This is a genomic window from Escherichia sp. MOD1-EC6475 (assembly GCF_003046645.1).
Taxonomy (GTDB): Bacteria; Pseudomonadota; Gammaproteobacteria; order Enterobacterales; family Enterobacteriaceae; genus Escherichia; species Escherichia ruysiae.
Map to the genome: position 1 here is coordinate 1 of NZ_PZKQ01000063.1, position 15,746 is coordinate 15,746.

Below are 15,746 nucleotides of genomic sequence, written 5' to 3' on the forward strand. Positions count from 1 at the left end.
AAGTTGGCAGCATCACCCGCCGCCGCTTCCTCAATTAGACTTTTGTCATCGTCAGTTAAACGCAGATCGATACGCTGCTTTTTAACAGCAGACATGTAAACTCTCCTGCTACTTATAAATATGTACGGAATTCTACCGTACATTAAGCATATCCTGGATTGTTTAATCTTTCTACAACCATTTCGACAAACACAAAAAAACCCGATGGCGGTTCAGCTCATCGGGCATTTTCATTTATCTATCTGTTACTTCGCATCGGTCGCCGTGCCGTTGGCGTGCCAGTCAAACACGCCGAACTCAAAGCCTTTCAGATCGCCTTTCTCATCCCAGGTCAGCGGTCCCATCACCGTATCAACCGAGTTCGCTTTCAGGTATTTGGCGATCTCCGCCGGATCGTCAGACTGATTCAGCCCGGCCTGCAAAGATTGCAGCGCCGCGTAGGTGGTCCAGACGAATGCGCCGCTTGGATCCTGTTTTTTCGCTTTGATCGCATCAACAATCGGTTTGTTCGCCGGAACCTGATCATAGTTCTTCGGCTTGGTCACCAGCAGTCCTTCCGCTGACTCGCCCGCGATATTAGACAGCGAAACGTTAGCCACACCTTCCGGCCCCATAAACTGAGTTTTCAGCCCCGCCGCGCGCGCCTGACGCAGGATCTGCCCCATTTCCGGGTGATAACCGCCGTAGTAAACGAAGTCAATATTCTCTTTCTTCAGGCGTGCCACCAGGGTAGAGAAATCTTTTTCCCCGGCGGTGATGCCATCAAAGAACACCACGTTAGCATTGCCTTTCTTCAGGCCGTCCTGCACCGCACGCGCCAGACCTTCGCCGTACTGTTGTTTGTCGTGGACGATAGCAATACGCTGCGGTTTCACTTTCTCAAGAATATATTTTGCCGCCGTCGGCCCCTGGTCGGAATCCAGACCGGTGGTGCGCATAATCAAGTTATAGCCACGGGCAGTCAGCTCTGGCGCGGTTGCCGCTGGGGTGATCATTAAAATGCCTTCGTCTTCATAAATGTCAGACGCTGGCTGCGTTGATGAAGAACAGAGGTGACCAATGACATATTTAATGCCGTCGTTAACCACTTTGTTTGCCACCGCAACCGCTTGTTTCGGGTCACAGGCATCGTCATATTTTACGATTTGCAGTTTGTTGCCTTTAACGCCGCCTTTGGCGTTGATATCCGCAACCGCCTGTTCTGCGCCAGTAAACTCCTGGTCACCGTACTGCGCCACCGGGCCAGACATTGCGCCCACGACCGCGACTTTAATATCTTCTGCCAGAGCCATATTGCTGAATGCCAGCGCGATACATCCTGCCAGTAACGCTTTACCCTTTATATTCATCCTGAGAATCCCCATTCTTCTGGTTATTACGTGTGTTGTGATGTTGTTGTTCAGCACTTTATTTCGTTTTATGCATGACTACCCGTGCTTTAGCAGCATACTCTGCTAAAACATACCCCATTTTTATGATATTGGAATAGATATTTTGACAGTTTATTAACAAACTGCGCGTGGGTTGGCTTTTGCCAGAAGGGAAAATTGATTATTGCAGAGGCCAAAAAACAAAAACCCCGGACTCTCATCCAGGGTTCTCTGCTTAACAGCGGAAATTACGCTTCAATAGCGGCGCGAAGTTTTTTCATCGCATTCTTTTCAAGCTGACGCACACGTTCAGCGGAAACACCGTAACGGTCGGCCAGTTCCTGCAACGTAGATTTGTTGTCTTCGTCCAGCCAGCGCGCGCGGATGATGTCCTGGCTACGTTCGTCCAGACCCTGCATCGCATCGGTCAGTCGGTTTGCCGCCTGCTCTTCCCAGTTATCGTCTTCAATGCCGTCGGCAAAGTTAGATGATTTATCCTGCAAATAAAGCACCGGAGCCATCGGCTGGCTGTCGGAATCGTCGTCGGAAGACATGTCAAAAGTCATGTCCTGTGCCGCCATACGCGATTCCATCTCACGGACGTCTTTGCTGGTTACGCCCAGTTCGCGAGCCACCATTTCGACTTCATCCTGGTTAAACCAGCCCAGACGCTGCTTGGTTTTACGCAGGTTAAAGAACAGCTTGCGCTGCGCTTTGGTGGTCGCAACTTTGACGATACGCCAGTTACGCAAAACGTATTCGTGGATCTCTGCTTTGATCCAGTGAACGGCGAAGGAGACCAGGCGCACACCCACTTCCGGGTTGAAACGGCGCACTGCTTTCATCAGGCCGATGTTACCTTCCTGAATCAAATCCGCCTGTGGCAGGCCATAGCCCGCATAATTACGAGCAATATGAACAACAAACCGCAGGTGAGACAGGATCAGCGTTTTAGCTGCTTCCAGATCGCCATGGTAATGCAGCTTTTCAGCCAGCGCCCGCTCCTCGTCAGCCGACAACATCGGCCACGCGTTAGCTGCCCGGATGTAAGAATCCAGGTTGCCAACAGGGGCTAAAGCTAAACTTTGCATTTTGTCAGTCATTCAAATCCTCTCAATCGATATCTTCTGGCGCTTCAGTGGTAGCAACAACTGTGCCAGAGCTTAAGAGCAACGAGATTATCATTCACAGTTTTATCAGACCGTGATTTTATCCACAAGTTCAATGCTGGCTTGTGAATAAATTACGCACAAAATGTGACATAGAGATGAAATACCGGGAAGAGACAACGGGGTCTCTTTCCCTGCTACGGAACCCATTGCAGGGAAAGAGTATAACACGCTTTTATTATTCCGGCGTAAAGTGCCGTAAATGTTGTACCGTGGCAAGCCATGCTGCCACCCAGCCAATCATCGAACACACCAGCAGCAACAACAAGCATTCATCGAACGATAAACCATTGATATCAAACTTCGTTCCAAATACCTGCGCCACTTCCGCAACTGCCGATGACAAACGCAGCACCAGAATTTCGGACAAAATTAATGACAGCAATGCGCCAGAAAATCCCAGCAGCGCGCCTCCGTACAGGAACGGACGGAGGATGAAACCATCCGTCGCACCAATCAGTTTCTGCACGTTGATGGAGTCACGACGGGCAAATATGCTCAGACGCACGCTGTTGCCGATAACCAGGAACACCGCCGCCACCATCAGCACGCCAATCATCGCCGAAACGCGCCCTACCAGCCCTGTCAGTGCGGTCAGACGGGCAAACCAGCTATCGTCCATTCGTACTTCATCGATGCCGTTAATTTGCGTGATGCGATCACGCAACGTATTCAGCGACTCCGTACCCTGGAAATCGAGTTTTGGGATCACCACCGCCACTGCCGGAAGCGGGTTTTCCTCCAGCATGTCCAGCGCGCCGCCAAAACCAGACCAGTTACGGAACTCGCCCAACGCGTCTTCGCGAGAAAGATAGTTCACTTTCTCCACGCCCTGTTCGGCCTGTAGCTGTGCCACCACGCCCGCAGCGGCGTCATCGTCCAGCGTTTTTTGCAGATAAACGGTAATTTGCGGTGACGGATAATACTGCGTCGCCGCCTGGTTAACGTTTTTGTACACCATATAGCAGACGCTTGGCAGCGTCAGGGAGATGGCAATGACCATCACCGTTAAAAACGTGGCGAACGGTTTACTTTTGAGATCCTGCAAAGCGCCGTGGAACGCATAACGCACCTGTTCGTTGAAAACGTTGGTTTTGCGATTTACCGGTTTTGGCGAGGATTTCGCGCGTTTCTGCGCATTACGACCACCGTCGCCAGAACCGCCGACCGATTTACGGAAGCGATCCAGACGTCCGCCAAACTGCCGGATATGATTGATTGCATCGCGCTTATTCATGGCCCACGCCTCCATGCAAGTGACCATCGCTCAGGGTGAGCATACGATAGGAACGCCGCGAAATCAGGTTGATGTCGTGCGTTGCCATCAATACCGTTACCCCAACGCGGTTAAACTCTTCAAACAGACGTAAAATTCCTTCCGACAGCGCGTCGTCAAGGTTACCGGTCGGTTCGTCCGCCAGCAGTACCGCAGGTTTGTTAACCACCGCGCGGGCAATGCCAACGCGTTGTTGTTCACCGCCAGAAAGCTGAATCGGAAAGTTCTTCGCTTTGTCCAGTAGCCCGACTTTATCCAGCGCCGCCGATACACGACGACGAATATCGTCACCGCTGGCACCGGCGATAATCAACGGGATCGCCACATTATCGTAGACAGTACGATCCATCAGTAGATGGTGATCCTGGAAAATCATGCCAATCTGGCGGCGCAGAAACGGAACTTCACGGTTTTTCAGACGCGTGATGTCATGGCCGCTAAACCAGATTTTCCCGGCGCTGGGCCGCTCAATCCCACAGATCAGCTTCAGGAGGGTACTTTTCCCTGCACCGGAATGACCGGTCAGAAACGCCATCTCACCCGGCTGCATATGGAACGTAACGCCCTGCAGCGCCTGTCTCCCACCGAGATAAGCCTTGCTGACATGTTCAAAGCGAATCATTGTTAATCCTCTCGGGCAAAAAGTGCCTCTATAAAGTCGTCCGCCTTAAACGGACGCAAATCCTCAATACGCTCGCCGACACCAATATAGCGAATAGGAATACCAAACTGGTCAGCCACCGAGAAAATTACTCCGCCTTTCGCCGTGCCGTCCAGTTTCGTTAACGTGATGCCGGTTAAGCCGACTGCTTCATGGAACAGTTTGGCCTGGCTTACCGCATTCTGCCCGGTGCTGGCATCGATAGTCAGCATAACTTCATGCGGAGCTTCAACGTCGAGTTTCTTCATCACACGGACGATTTTCTTCAGCTCTTCCATCAGGTGCGATTTGTTCTGCAAGCGTCCGGCGGTATCGGCAATCAGGACATCAACATTACGCGCCTTAGCGGCCTGAATGGCGTCGAAGATAACTGAGGCGGAGTCCGCGCCGGTATGCTGGGCAATCACCGGAATATTGTTGCGCTGCCCCCAGACCTGAAGCTGCTCAACTGCTGCCGCACGGAAAGTATCACCTGCCGCCAGCATCACCGATTTACCTTGTTGTTCAAACTGACGCGCCAGCTTACCGATAGTCGTGGTTTTACCCACGCCATTGACGCCTACCATCAGGATTACGAACGGTGTTTTGCCTTCGACGTTCAGCGGTTCATCGACCTTCGCCAGAATATCACCCATCTCTTCTTTCAGCAGACCGTAGAGCGCCTCAGCATCGCGAAGCTGTTTGCGGGTCGCGCCTTCAGTCAGATTGGTGATGATTTTGCGCGTGGTTTCCACGCCCACATCGGCGATGAGCAATTGCTCTTCCAGCTCTTCAAACAGATCATCGTCGATTTTTTTACCACGGAACAGGCTGATAAATCCGGAACCGAGGTTTTCTTTGGTTTTCAGCAGGCTGCGTTTCAGGCGCGCGAAGAAACCTTCTTTGGTTGGTTTTTCCTGCTCCTGGGCTACCTCTTCCACCGGCTGATCTTCTTCTGCCGGAGGAACGACCATCACCGCCTCTTCTGCCGCTTCAGCGGCCAGCGCCTGTGCTTCCAGCTCTTCGTCGGTGATTTCTTCTTTCGCTGCTTGTTCTTCCGCCGCTTCGACAATCTCCACGGTTTCCGCTTCGGCCTGCCACTCTTCTGGCGAAATTTCTTCGACTTTAACGTCTTCCGGCAGCGGCAGCTCTTCACGCTCGATAGCCACTGGCTCTGGCGTGACTTCAGGTTCAACTACCGGCGCTGGCGTTTCTTCAACTATCGGTTCCGGTTCTGCAATAACTTCCGGCTCGACAACCTCTTCAGGTTGCGCTTTTTCACTTTCAACAACCTGTTCAGTGACTTCCACAACGTCGGCAGCAAAAGTTTCCGCCTCAGCTTCAGTATGCGCCTTCGGCTGTTCTTCAACGGGTTGTTCAGCAACTTTCTCAGGCTCTTGCGCCTGGGCGGTTTCTTCTACAACCGGTTGTTCGTTTTGGGTTTCTGTCTCTTTTTCCGGGGTCTGCTCTTTTTGACCAAAGCCCAGCCAGGAAAAAAAGCCACGTTTTTTTTCTTTCGCCATCTGCGACTACACTCCTCGCTGTTGCTTCATGGCACAGCGTTAACGCTATGTACATAGCAGCTAAAAAAATGATGAAATAGTCTACCACTTAACTTAATCCACATCACCGCCTGCAAGTATGTGTTATCTGGCGGATTGAGCAATTTACCATGAAAAAACCGAATCATTCCGGCAGCGGTCAAATCCGCATTATTGGCGGGCAGTGGCGAGGCCGTAAACTCCCGGTTCCTGATAGCCCAGGTCTACGCCCTACCACCGATCGCGTGCGCGAAACGCTGTTTAACTGGCTGGCGCCGGTCATTGTTGATGCGCAATGCCTGGATTGCTTCGCAGGTAGCGGTGCGCTGGGGCTGGAAGCCTTGTCACGCTACGCTGCGGAGGCTACGTTGGTTGAGATGGATCGCGCGGTATCTCAGCAGTTAATCAAGAATCTGGCGACGCTGAAAGCGGGCAATGCGCGAGTCGTGAACACCAATGCGATGTCTTTTCTAATGCAAAAAGGAACGCCGCATAATATTGTGTTTGTTGACCCTCCGTTCCGCCGTGGCTTGTTAGAAGAAACCATTAATTTACTGGAAAACAACGGCTGGCTGGCTGATGAAGCCTGGGTATATGTTGAAAGTGAAGTAGAAAATGGCCTGCCCGCCGTTCCTGCCAACTGGTCGTTATATCGCGAAAAAGTGGCTGGTCAGGTCGCTTATCGGCTGTATCAGCGTGAAACACAAGGAGAAAGTGATGCTGATTAATATCGGACGTTTGTTAATGCTCTGCGTTTGGGGGTTTTTGATCCTCAATCTTTTTCAACCCTTCCCACGCCCGCTGAATATTTTCGTTAACGTGGCGCTGATTTTTACCGTGCTGATGCATGGTATGCAACTGGCGCTGTTAAAATCGACCTTGCCGAAAGATGGCCCGCAGATGACCACTGCCGAAAAGGTGCGGATTTTCCTTTTCGGCGTGTTTGAACTGCTGATCTGGCAGAAGAAATTTAAAGTTAAAAAATAAGCTTATTTGTCGCCAACAAAGCTGACAAAGCGCGTTCCTTTATAGCTCAGCGTACCTTGATCGCCCACTGTCAGGGCATGGTACTGCTGGGCGTCGAGGCGGAACGTCTGCTCCAGTCCACCGCTTTGTGGTTTGAAGCTCGCCTCATAGCGCATACTGGTGCCCGCCGGAGTCACTTCCTGCTGGCGCGAACGACGATCGTTAATCGGTTTTTCCCGCTTGTTACTCACCACCACCAGCTTTTGCTGGAGCGGCGCCATATCATTATCAGCTTTTTCCCGCCGTTGTTGCATAAAAAGAAACGATGCGGCGACGATAATTAAGCCAATGATAACAATAAAGAAAAGAGGTGGTTTGCTCATCTTTATCCCTCATCGGAAAATGCGGAAATAAGCATACCCTGCCAGTTATGGTGTTGTCATCCGTCCACCGTCGCCACTAAACTGATTAGCAAGACCGTAGGCATTCCGCTTACGAAAAAATAACGAATTCAAGGAACTAAGATGCTTTGGTCGTTTATCGCTGTCTGTCTTTCCGCATGGTTATCTGTGGATGCATCGTACCGTGGGCCAACCTGGCAACGCTGGGTATTTAAACCGTTAACCCTTCTTCTCCTGCTGTTGCTGGCCTGGCAAGCGCCAATGTTCGATGCCATTAGCTATCTGGTGCTGGCGGGGCTGTGTGCCTCACTGCTGGGCGATGCGTTAACCCTGTTACCACGCCAGCGTCTGATGTACGCCATCGGTGCGTTTTTCCTCTCACACTTGCTGTACACCATCTATTTCGCCGGCCAGATGACGCTCTCCTTTTTCTGGCCGTTGCCGCTGGTACTGCTGGTTCTGGGCGCGCTGTTACTGGCCATTATCTGGACGCGTCTCGAAGAGTTCCGTTGGCCTGTCTGTACTTTTATCGGTATGACGCTGGTGATGGTGTGGCTGGCAGGTGAACTGTGGTTCTTCCGCCCGACTGCTCCGGCACTCTCTGCCTTTATGGGCGCTGCACTGCTGTTTATCAGTAACTTTGTCTGGCTGGGTAGCCACTATCGCCGACGCTTCCGTGCGGATAACGCCATTGCTGCGGCTTGCTACTTTGCAGGACACTTCCTCATCGTCCGCTCGCTGTATCTCTGATAAAACTTGACTCTGGAGTCGACTCCAGAGTGTATCCTTCGGTTAATGAGAAAAAACTTAACCGGAGGATGCCATGTCGACTCCCGACAATCACGGCAAAAAAGCCCCTCAATTTGCCGCGTTCAAACCGCTAACCACGGCACAGAACGCCAACGACTGTTGCTGCGACGGTGCATGTTCCAGCACGCCAACACTCTCTGAAAACGTCTCCGGCACCCGGTATAGCTGGAAAGTCAGCGGCATGGACTGCGCCGCCTGTGCGCGCAAGGTAGAAAATGCCGTGCGTCAGCTTGCAGGCGTGAATCAGGTACAGGTGTTGTTCGCTACCGAAAAACTGGTGGTGGATGCCGACAATGACATCCGTGCGCAAATTGAATCGGCGGTGCAAAAAGCAGGCTATTCCCTGCGCGATGAACAGGCCGCCGACGAACCGCAAGCATCACGCCTGAAAGAGAATCTGCCGCTGATTACGCTTATTGTGATGATGGCAATCAGTTGGGGGCTGGAGCAATTTAATCATCCGTTCGGGCAACTGGCGTTTATCGCGACCACGCTGATTGGTCTGTACCCGATTGCTCGCCAGGCATTACGGCTGATCAAGTCCGGCAGTTATTTTGCCATTGAAACGTTAATGAGCGTAGCCGCCATTGGCGCGCTGTTTATTGGCGCAACGGCGGAAGCTGCGATGGTGTTATTGCTGTTTCTGATCGGTGAACGACTGGAAGGATGGGCCGCCAGCCGCGCACGTCAGGGCGTCAGCGCGTTAATGGCGCTGAAACCGGAAACCGCCACGCGCCTGCGTAACGGTGAGCGGGAAGAGGTGGCGATTAACAGCCTGCGGCCTGGCGATGTGATTGAAGTTGCGGCGGGTGGACGTTTGCCTGCTGACGGTAAACTGCTCTCGCCGTTTGCCAGTTTTGATGAAAGCGCCCTGACCGGCGAATCCATCCCTGTGGAACGCGCGACGGGCGATAAAGTCCCGGCAGGCGCCACCAGCGTTGACCGTCTGGTGACGCTGGAAGTGTTGTCAGAACCGGGTGCCAGCGCCATTGATCGTATTCTGAAACTGATTGAAGAGGCCGAAGAGCGCCGCGCACCGATTGAGCGTTTTATTGACCGTTTCAGCCGTATCTACACGCCGGCAATTATGGCCGTCGCCCTGCTGGTGACGCTGGTGCCACCGCTGCTATTTGCCGCAAGCTGGCAGGAGTGGATTTATAAAGGGCTGACGCTGCTGCTGATTGGTTGCCCGTGTGCTTTAGTTATCTCCACGCCTGCGGCGATTACCTCCGGACTGGCGGCGGCGGCACGTCGTGGAGCGTTAATTAAAGGCGGCGCGGCGCTGGAACAGCTAGGTCGTGTCACCCAGGTGGCGTTTGATAAAACCGGAACGCTGACCGTCGGGAAACCACGCGTTACCGCGATTCATCCGGCAACAGGTATTAGCGAATCTGAACTGCTGGCGCTGGCGGCGGCAGTAGAACAAGGTGCAACACATCCGCTGGCACAAGCCATCGTTCGTGAAGCGCAGGTTGCTGCACTCGCCATACCTGCCGCAGAGTCACAGCGGGCGCTGGTCGGCTCTGGCATTGAAGCGCAGGTCAACGGAGAGCGGGTGCTGATATGCGCTGCCGGGAAACATCCTGCCGATGCATTTACTGGTTTGATTAATGAACTGGAAAGCGCCGGGCAAACGGTAGTGCTGGTAGTCCGTAACGATGAAGTGCTTGGTGTCATTGCGTTGCAGGATACCCTGCGCGCCGATGCCGCCACTGCCATCAGTGAACTGAACACCCTGGGCGTCAAAGGGGTGATCCTCACCGGCGATAATCCGCGTGCAGCGGCAGCCATTGCCGGTGAACTGGGGCTGGAATTTAAAGCAGGATTATTGCCGGAAGATAAAGTCAAAGCGGTGACCGAGCTGAACCAACGTGCGCCGCTGGCGATGGTCGGCGACGGCATTAACGACGCGCCAGCAATGAAAGCTGCCGCCATTGGGATTGCTATGGGCAGCGGCACAGACGTGGCGCTGGAAACCGCCGACGCAGCATTAACGCATAACCACCTGTGCGGTCTGGTACAAATGATTGAGCTGGCACGCGCGACTCACGCTAATATCCGCCAGAACATCACCATTGCGTTGGGGCTGAAAGGGATCTTCCTCGTCACCACGCTGTTAGATATGACCGGCCTGTGGCTGGCGGTGCTGGCAGATACAGGTGCGACGGTGCTGGTGACGGCGAATGCGTTAAGGCTGTTGCGCAGGAAGTAACGGTGTTGCCTGATAGCCTCTGGCTATCAGGCTTAGTGCTGGGCCGGGAACGGTGGCATGGTCAGGAAAGCGTAATATAGCGCCAACATCAGAATGATGGAGATAACACTGAATGTAACAACCAGGCGGGATGCTAATGATGGTCTTTTGAACATCATCCACAGTGCATAAGCAAACCCGACACCGTTAAGTAAAGGTAAAAAAATCATTAGCCAGAGCCAACCCCAGCCAAATAACCCCAGCCATCCCACCGCAACGATAAAAACAGGAAGCAGCCAATTGGGGGTGAATATCGCGAGTAATCCCAGCAATGCCAGACAAACTGGAATTAAATAAGCCATTTTTGCATTCCATAACGCTGGCAATCATTGCCCTTAACGTGCCCACATGCCGGATGCGGCGTGAACGCCTTATCCGCCTACAAGCCGATCACTACATTGAGCGCGTTCGATGCAAAAAAGGTTACAGACCGTATCAACGTAGGCCTGATAAGACGCGCCAGCGTCGCATCAGGCTGAAAAGCCCCATCAACCACCTTTACGAATCAAATAACGATAAGGCAGTCCATCCGTCTCTTTGGCGACCAGTTCGTGTTCCATAAAGGTACAAAACCCAGGAATATCGCGGGTCGTTGCCGGATCATCAGCAATAATCAGCAACGTTTCGCCAGGCTGCATATTGCGCACGGTTTTGCGCACCATCATCACCGGTTCCGGGCAGCGCAGGCCAAGAGCGTCAAGAGTGTGGTCAGGGCTGGAAAAGAGATCGGTCATTTTCTTCTCACCATATAAAAAAACGGCGCTAGTTTACGCTCTGTACGTCCGTTAGCAAACAAGGTTAACGATTGCGTGAAAATTAACCATTGCATTGTCAACATAAAGCAGTATCATGCGGCGGCTCGAAAAAAGGGTAAGCACGTTACTATCTCACTATAAAATAGCGTGTCGTACGTATTGGGTTCCCTCACCCCAATGGCTAATCAAAAAGGTACAATATGAACGCTTTCTCACAAACGCAACGCTATAAAGCGTTATTCTGGTTATCGTTATTTCACCTGCTGGTGATCACCTCCAGTAACTATCTGGTACAGCTTCCAGTCTCCATTTTTGGTTTTCATACCACCTGGGGCGCGTTTAGCTTTCCGTTTATTTTTCTTGCTACCGACCTGACCGTGCGTATTTTTGGCGCGCCGCTGGCTCGTCGCATCATCTTTGCGGTAATGATCCCCGCGTTGCTGATCTCCTACGTCATCTCATCACTGTTTTATATGGGTTCATGGCAGGGATTCGGCGCTCTCGCCCACTTCAACCTGTTTGTCGCCCGTATCGCTACCGCCAGCTTTATGGCCTACGCGCTGGGGCAGATCCTCGACGTGCACGTCTTTAACCGCTTGCGTCAGAGTCGTCGCTGGTGGCTGGCTCCGACGGCTTCCACACTGTTTGGTAACGTCAGCGATACGCTGGCCTTCTTCTTCATTGCATTCTGGCGCAGCCCGGATGCCTTTATGGCCGAGCACTGGATGGAAATCGCGCTGGTTGATTACTGTTTCAAAGTGTTAATCAGCATCGTTTTCTTCCTGCCAATGTATGGCGTATTACTCAATATGCTATTGAAAAGACTGGCAGATAAATCCGAAATCAACGCTTTGCAGGCGAGTTAAAGGTTCGTTATCAGAGTTGTGATAAGATGGACGAATGAGCCGTTATGGCCGTTTATCGAAAGGAAGAAGTCAATGCGCAATCTGGTTAAATATGTCGGAATTGGCCTGCTGGTTATGGGGCTTGCGGCCTGTGATGATAAAGACACTAACGCTACGGCGCAGGGTTCGGTCGCAGAAAGTAACGCTACCGTGAATCCCGTCAACCTGCTTGATGGCAAGCTAAGTTTCTCGCTGCCAGCGGATATGACCGACCAGAGCGGTAAGCTGGGAACGCAGGCCAATAACATGCACGTCTGGTCCGACGCCACCGGGCAGAAAGCAGTCATCGTCATCATGGGCGACGACCCGAAAGAAGATCTGGCTGTGCTGGCGAAACGTCTGGAAGATCAGCAACGTAGCCGCGATCCGCAACTGCAAGTGGTGACCAACAAATCTATTGAGCTGAAAGGTCACAAAATGCAGCAGTTAGACAGCATTATCTCCGCGAAAGGCCAGACGGCGTACTCTTCCGTCATTCTGGGTAACGTGGGTAATCAACTGCTGACCATGCAAATCACGCTGCCTGCTGACGATCAGCAAAAAGCGCAAACCACCGCAGAAAACATCATTAATACGCTGGTTATTCAGTAAGTTTTAAGATGATAAGACGGTCTCCGGTACTTCCACCGGAGGCCGTTTTTTTAATCGCCACGTCAGCAATAACGCGATTGCTACCAGCCCCGCCGCTGCCAGATAAATCACCGGCACTCCAGCCCAGCTCATCACCAGCCCAGCCAGTGGTCCGGTCACGCCCAGCGATAAATCCATAAACACAGTGTATGTTGCCAGCGCCGCCCCCTGATTCTGCTGCGGAACTGCTTTTACGGCCACCACGCCCAGTGCCGGAAACACCAGCGAAAACCCAGCGCCAGCCAGCAAGACGCCGATTTTCGCCATCCACGGTACGGTGGCTACGCCAACCAATAGCAGGCCGATTATCTCAACGCTAAAGCAGATCATCGCCACGTTTAAGCCGCCGATACGATTAATGCCGTTAGGGAATAACAGTCGCGTACCGACAAACGCACAGCTAAACAGCGTCAGCGCGAAAGCCGCACCGTCCCAGCCCTTAGCATCATAAAACAGTGTGATAAAGGTGGCGATGACGCCAAACCCGGCGGAAGCCAGTGCCAGCACCATACCGTACAGCCAGACGCGCCCAAGCACCGCGCGAAACGGCAGTGGCTTGCCTTTGCTGGCTTTCACCGACGGACGCGGGAGCGCCAGCAGAATCGCCACCAGCGCCACACCCATAATGATTAATGCCAGCGTCTGCAACCCGCCCCAGTGATAAAACAGCACGCCCAACGGCGCGCCCATCGCCATCGCCCCGTAAGTGACAATGCCGTTCCACGAAATCACCCGCCCGATATGCAGTGAGCCAACCACACCAACGCCCCACAGTGTCGATCCGGTTCCAGCAAAACTTTGCCCAATGCCAAGAATCACGCGCCCCAGGCACAGTAATAACAGGCTGATGACGGGCAGACTGGCGGTTAATCCTGCGGTCAGATAGCCCAGCCCGCTCAAAAAACAGCCGCACAAACCGAAGACGACTATCTTTTTTGGCCCCAGCAAATCGGCGTAACGCCCGGCATGTGGGCGACTCAGCAAGGTGGCGAAATATTGCAGGCTGATAACCAGCCCCGCCCAGAAGGCACTATATCCCATCACATCATGGACATAGCCCGGCAATACGGCGAGCGGCAACCCGATGGTGAGGTAGCTGGCGAAGTTAAACATGACAATGGAGACAATGCGCAGATTAAGGCGCAATCCATTTAGCGCGGGTTCGGGCATGGGGATCACCACATTTTTACAACAGTGTTTCATTTTTACCACGGGCTGGCGTGGAAATCAGCAGTAAGAATCAGAATATTGCTGGCGTGACTCCCGCTACACTTAATACAAAAAGTCACAAGGAAGCCCCAATGGAAACCCCTCAACCAGATAAAACAGGAATGCATATTCTGCTCAAGTTGGCCTCGCTGGTGGTGATCCTCGCCGGCATTCACGCAGCGGCAGATATCATTGTGCAACTATTACTGGCGCTCTTTTTCGCTATCGTCCTCAATCCGCTGGTCACATGGTTTATTCGTCGGGGAGTACAACGCCCCATAGCCATTACCATTGTGGTGGTGGTGATGCTGATAGCACTTACTGCGCTGGTCGGCGTACTGGCGGCATCGTTTAACGAATTTATCTCTATGCTGCCGAAATTTAATAAGGAACTGACCCGTAAACTCTTTAAATTACAAGAGATGTTACCGTTTCTTAATCTGCATATGTCGCCAGAACGAATGCTCCAGCGGATGGATTCGGAAAAAGTTGTCGCCTTCACCACTGCGCTGATGACCGGGCTTTCCGGCGCAATGGCGAGCGTGCTTTTGCTGGTGATGACCGTAGTTTTTATGCTTTTTGAAGTGCGCCACGTGCCTTACAAAATGCGTTTTGCGTTGAATAATCCACAGATTCACATCGCCGGACTACACCGCGCCTTAAAAGGTGTTTCGCACTATCTTGCATTGAAGACGCTGCTCAGTTTATGGACAGGCGTCATCGTCTGGCTGGGGCTGGCGCTAATGGGCGTACAGTTTGCGCTGATGTGGGCGGTACTGGCATTTTTGCTCAACTACGTTCCCAATATTGGCGCGGTGATCTCCGCCGTGCCGCCAATGATTCAGGTGTTGCTGTTTAATGGCGTTTACGAATGTATTCTGGTTGGCGCACTGTTTTTAGTTGTCCATATGGTCATCGGCAATATTTTAGAGCCACGGATGATGGGGCATCGACTGGGGATGTCCACCATGGTGGTGTTTCTGTCGTTGTTGGTTTGGGGATGGTTACTCGGTCCGGTTGGTATGCTGCTTTCGGTGCCATTAACCAGCGTCTGTAAAATCTGGATGGAAACCACCAAAGGCGGCAGCAAACTAGCGATTTTACTGGGACCGGGACGACCGAAAAGTCGGTTACCGGGATGAGGCGACAAGTGATACGATACGCACTTTCCTTTTCCATTAAACGTTGGCCCTGATATGTATCGGATAGTTCTGGGGAAAGTTTCGACCTTAAGCGCAGCTCCACTGCCACAGGCTTTACGCGAGCAAGCACCGCAAGGTCCACGACGCGAACGCTGGCTGGCGGGGCGTGCATTGCTTTCGCACACGCTTTCCCCGCTACCGGAGATCATCTATGGCGAACAAGGCAAACCAGCATTCGCGCCGGAAACGCCGCTATGGTTCAACTTAAGCCATAGCGGTGACGATATCGCCCTGCTGTTGAGCGATGAAGGCGAAGTCGGCTGCGATATCGAAGTGATTCGCCCGCGCGCCAACTGGCGCTGGCTGGCGAACGCCGTGTTCAGCCTCGGGGAACACGCTGAGATGGACGCCGTGCATCCCGATCAGCAACTGGAAATGTTCTGGCGCATCTGGACGCGCAAAGAAGCCATCGTTAAACAACGTGGCGGCAGCGCCTGGCAAATCGTCAGCGTAGACAGCACCTATCACTCCTCGCTGTCAGTCAGCCATTGTCAGCTAGAAAATTTAAGTCTGGCAATCTGCACCCCTACCCCCTTTACGCTCTCCGCCGACAGTGTGCAATGGATCGATTCAGTTAACTGATCCGCCCACCCGACTGCCCATCTATTGATCCAGAACAGG

The 15,746-nt window shown here is 52.7% G+C and carries 17 protein-coding genes and 1 pseudogene; 8 read left to right on the forward strand and 10 right to left on the reverse strand.

The window, feature by feature from the left end:
* The 6 genes and pseudogenes from A7589_RS23380 to ftsY all read right to left on the reverse strand — a co-directional run.
* Positions 1-95: pseudogene (locus tag A7589_RS23380) on the reverse strand (hypothetical protein); the annotation flags it as partial.
* Between the two features lie 150 nt (positions 96-245).
* Positions 246-1,349 carry a branched chain amino acid ABC transporter substrate-binding protein LivJ gene (livJ, locus tag A7589_RS19470; RefSeq protein ID WP_010350765.1) on the reverse strand — a complete coding sequence of 368 codons (1,104 nt, stop codon included), beginning with the start codon at positions 1,347-1,349 and terminating at the stop codon, positions 246-248.
* Between the two features lie 269 nt (positions 1,350-1,618).
* Entirely contained in the window at positions 1,619-2,473 is an 855-nt protein-coding gene (gene rpoH / locus A7589_RS19475; RefSeq protein WP_000130220.1) for an RNA polymerase sigma factor RpoH, read from the reverse strand.
* A 244-nt stretch (positions 2,474-2,717) separates the two neighbouring features.
* Positions 2,718-3,776 carry a permease-like cell division protein FtsX gene (ftsX, locus tag A7589_RS19480; protein ID WP_105282512.1) on the reverse strand — a complete coding sequence of 353 codons (1,059 nt, stop codon included), beginning with the start codon at positions 3,774-3,776 and terminating at the stop codon, positions 2,718-2,720.
* Positions 3,769-4,437 carry a cell division ATP-binding protein FtsE gene (ftsE, locus tag A7589_RS19485; RefSeq protein ID WP_000617723.1) on the reverse strand — a complete coding sequence of 223 codons (669 nt, stop codon included), beginning with the start codon at positions 4,435-4,437 and terminating at the stop codon, positions 3,769-3,771. The genes ftsX and ftsE overlap by 8 nt, the downstream gene beginning before the upstream one ends.
* A gap of 2 nt (positions 4,438-4,439) precedes the next feature.
* Complete coding sequence (gene ftsY / locus A7589_RS19490; RefSeq protein WP_001040607.1) at positions 4,440-5,978, reverse strand: signal recognition particle-docking protein FtsY; 1,539 nt, start codon at positions 5,976-5,978, stop codon at positions 4,440-4,442.
* A 149-nt stretch (positions 5,979-6,127) separates the two neighbouring features.
* On the opposite strand from ftsY, the gene rsmD reads away from it, so the two are divergent.
* The gene (rsmD, locus tag A7589_RS19495) at positions 6,128-6,724 is read left to right on the forward strand and encodes a 16S rRNA (guanine(966)-N(2))-methyltransferase (RefSeq protein ID WP_000743183.1); all 597 of its coding nucleotides are present in this window, start codon (positions 6,128-6,130) and stop codon (positions 6,722-6,724) included.
* Positions 6,714-6,983, forward strand: coding sequence for a DUF1145 family protein (locus A7589_RS19500; protein WP_010353660.1), 270 nt, complete (start codon positions 6,714-6,716; stop codon positions 6,981-6,983). The genes rsmD and A7589_RS19500 overlap by 11 nt, the downstream gene beginning before the upstream one ends.
* Before the next feature lie 2 nt (positions 6,984-6,985).
* On the opposite strand, the gene A7589_RS19505 is transcribed toward A7589_RS19500, so the two are convergent.
* The gene (locus A7589_RS19505) at positions 6,986-7,345 is read right to left on the reverse strand and encodes a DUF2500 domain-containing protein (protein WP_108188970.1); all 360 of its coding nucleotides are present in this window, start codon (positions 7,343-7,345) and stop codon (positions 6,986-6,988) included.
* Between the two features lie 141 nt (positions 7,346-7,486).
* Here A7589_RS19505 and A7589_RS19510 point away from each other — a divergent pair, with 141 nt between their 5' ends.
* Both A7589_RS19510 and zntA read left to right on the forward strand, forming a co-directional pair.
* Positions 7,487-8,113 (forward strand): lysoplasmalogenase, encoded by a 627-nt coding sequence (locus A7589_RS19510; protein ID WP_000964709.1) that lies wholly within the window; start codon positions 7,487-7,489, stop codon positions 8,111-8,113.
* Between the two features lie 73 nt (positions 8,114-8,186).
* A complete protein-coding gene (zntA, locus tag A7589_RS19515) occupies positions 8,187-10,385 on the forward strand; it encodes a Zn(II)/Cd(II)/Pb(II) translocating P-type ATPase ZntA (protein WP_000106514.1) in 2,199 nt (732 codons plus the stop codon).
* Between the two features lie 32 nt (positions 10,386-10,417).
* Here the strand turns inward: zntA and A7589_RS19520 are convergent, their stop codons facing one another.
* Positions 10,418-10,726 carry a hypothetical protein gene (locus tag A7589_RS19520; protein ID WP_000323736.1) on the reverse strand — a complete coding sequence of 103 codons (309 nt, stop codon included), beginning with the start codon at positions 10,724-10,726 and terminating at the stop codon, positions 10,418-10,420.
* A 186-nt stretch (positions 10,727-10,912) separates the two neighbouring features.
* Complete coding sequence (gene tusA, locus A7589_RS19525) at positions 10,913-11,158, reverse strand: sulfurtransferase TusA (RefSeq protein ID WP_000130621.1); 246 nt, start codon at positions 11,156-11,158, stop codon at positions 10,913-10,915.
* A 221-nt stretch (positions 11,159-11,379) separates the two neighbouring features.
* Here tusA and A7589_RS19530 point away from each other — a divergent pair, with 221 nt between their 5' ends.
* Together A7589_RS19530 and dcrB are read left to right on the forward strand one after the other, a co-directional pair.
* Entirely contained in the window at positions 11,380-12,045 is a 666-nt protein-coding gene (locus A7589_RS19530; protein ID WP_000991081.1) for a 7-cyano-7-deazaguanine/7-aminomethyl-7-deazaguanine transporter, read from the forward strand.
* A 72-nt stretch (positions 12,046-12,117) separates the two neighbouring features.
* Positions 12,118-12,675 carry a phage sensitivity protein DcrB gene (gene dcrB / locus A7589_RS19535; RefSeq protein WP_001245301.1) on the forward strand — a complete coding sequence of 186 codons (558 nt, stop codon included), beginning with the start codon at positions 12,118-12,120 and terminating at the stop codon, positions 12,673-12,675.
* A 3-nt stretch (positions 12,676-12,678) separates the two neighbouring features.
* Here the strand turns inward: dcrB and A7589_RS19540 are convergent, their stop codons facing one another.
* Positions 12,679-13,917 carry an MFS transporter gene (locus tag A7589_RS19540; RefSeq protein ID WP_000679687.1) on the reverse strand — a complete coding sequence of 413 codons (1,239 nt, stop codon included), beginning with the start codon at positions 13,915-13,917 and terminating at the stop codon, positions 12,679-12,681.
* A 98-nt stretch (positions 13,918-14,015) separates the two neighbouring features.
* Between A7589_RS19540 and A7589_RS19545 the strand changes: the two genes are divergently transcribed.
* Together A7589_RS19545 and acpT are read left to right on the forward strand one after the other, a co-directional pair.
* On the forward strand, positions 14,016-15,065 hold the full coding sequence (locus A7589_RS19545) for an AI-2E family transporter (protein ID WP_010353889.1): 1,050 nt from the start codon (positions 14,016-14,018) through the stop codon (positions 15,063-15,065).
* A gap of 54 nt (positions 15,066-15,119) precedes the next feature.
* On the forward strand, positions 15,120-15,707 hold the full coding sequence (gene acpT / locus A7589_RS19550) for a 4'-phosphopantetheinyl transferase AcpT (RefSeq protein ID WP_000285794.1): 588 nt from the start codon (positions 15,120-15,122) through the stop codon (positions 15,705-15,707).
* The last annotated feature ends 39 nt before the right edge of the window (positions 15,708-15,746 follow it).

Coding starts and splice junctions, on each gene's coding strand:
- ftsX (WP_105282512.1), bottom strand. CDS start 3,776: ATGAATAAGCGCGATGCAATCAATCATATCCGGCAGTTTGGCGGACGT.
- A7589_RS19530 (WP_000991081.1), top strand. CDS start 11,380: ATGAACGCTTTCTCACAAACGCAACGCTATAAAGCGTTATTCTGGTTA.
- A7589_RS19500 (WP_010353660.1), top strand. CDS start 6,714: ATGCTGATTAATATCGGACGTTTGTTAATGCTCTGCGTTTGGGGGTTT.
- rsmD (WP_000743183.1), top strand. CDS start 6,128: ATGAAAAAACCGAATCATTCCGGCAGCGGTCAAATCCGCATTATTGGC.
- A7589_RS19545 (WP_010353889.1), top strand. CDS start 14,016: ATGGAAACCCCTCAACCAGATAAAACAGGAATGCATATTCTGCTCAAG.
- A7589_RS19510 (WP_000964709.1), top strand. CDS start 7,487: ATGCTTTGGTCGTTTATCGCTGTCTGTCTTTCCGCATGGTTATCTGTG.
- acpT (WP_000285794.1), top strand. CDS start 15,120: ATGTATCGGATAGTTCTGGGGAAAGTTTCGACCTTAAGCGCAGCTCCA.
- A7589_RS19505 (WP_108188970.1), bottom strand. CDS start 7,345: ATGAGCAAACCACCTCTTTTCTTTATTGTTATCATTGGCTTAATTATC.
- livJ (WP_010350765.1), bottom strand. CDS start 1,349: ATGAATATAAAGGGTAAAGCGTTACTGGCAGGATGTATCGCGCTGGCA.
- ftsE (WP_000617723.1), bottom strand. CDS start 4,437: ATGATTCGCTTTGAACATGTCAGCAAGGCTTATCTCGGTGGGAGACAG.
- tusA (WP_000130621.1), bottom strand. CDS start 11,158: ATGACCGATCTCTTTTCCAGCCCTGACCACACTCTTGACGCTCTTGGC.
- ftsY (WP_001040607.1), bottom strand. CDS start 5,978: ATGGCGAAAGAAAAAAAACGTGGCTTTTTTTCCTGGCTGGGCTTTGGT.
- A7589_RS19540 (WP_000679687.1), bottom strand. CDS start 13,917: ATGAAACACTGTTGTAAAAATGTGGTGATCCCCATGCCCGAACCCGCG.
- zntA (WP_000106514.1), top strand. CDS start 8,187: ATGTCGACTCCCGACAATCACGGCAAAAAAGCCCCTCAATTTGCCGCG.
- dcrB (WP_001245301.1), top strand. CDS start 12,118: ATGCGCAATCTGGTTAAATATGTCGGAATTGGCCTGCTGGTTATGGGG.
- rpoH (WP_000130220.1), bottom strand. CDS start 2,473: ATGACTGACAAAATGCAAAGTTTAGCTTTAGCCCCTGTTGGCAACCTG.
- A7589_RS19520 (WP_000323736.1), bottom strand. CDS start 10,726: ATGGCTTATTTAATTCCAGTTTGTCTGGCATTGCTGGGATTACTCGCG.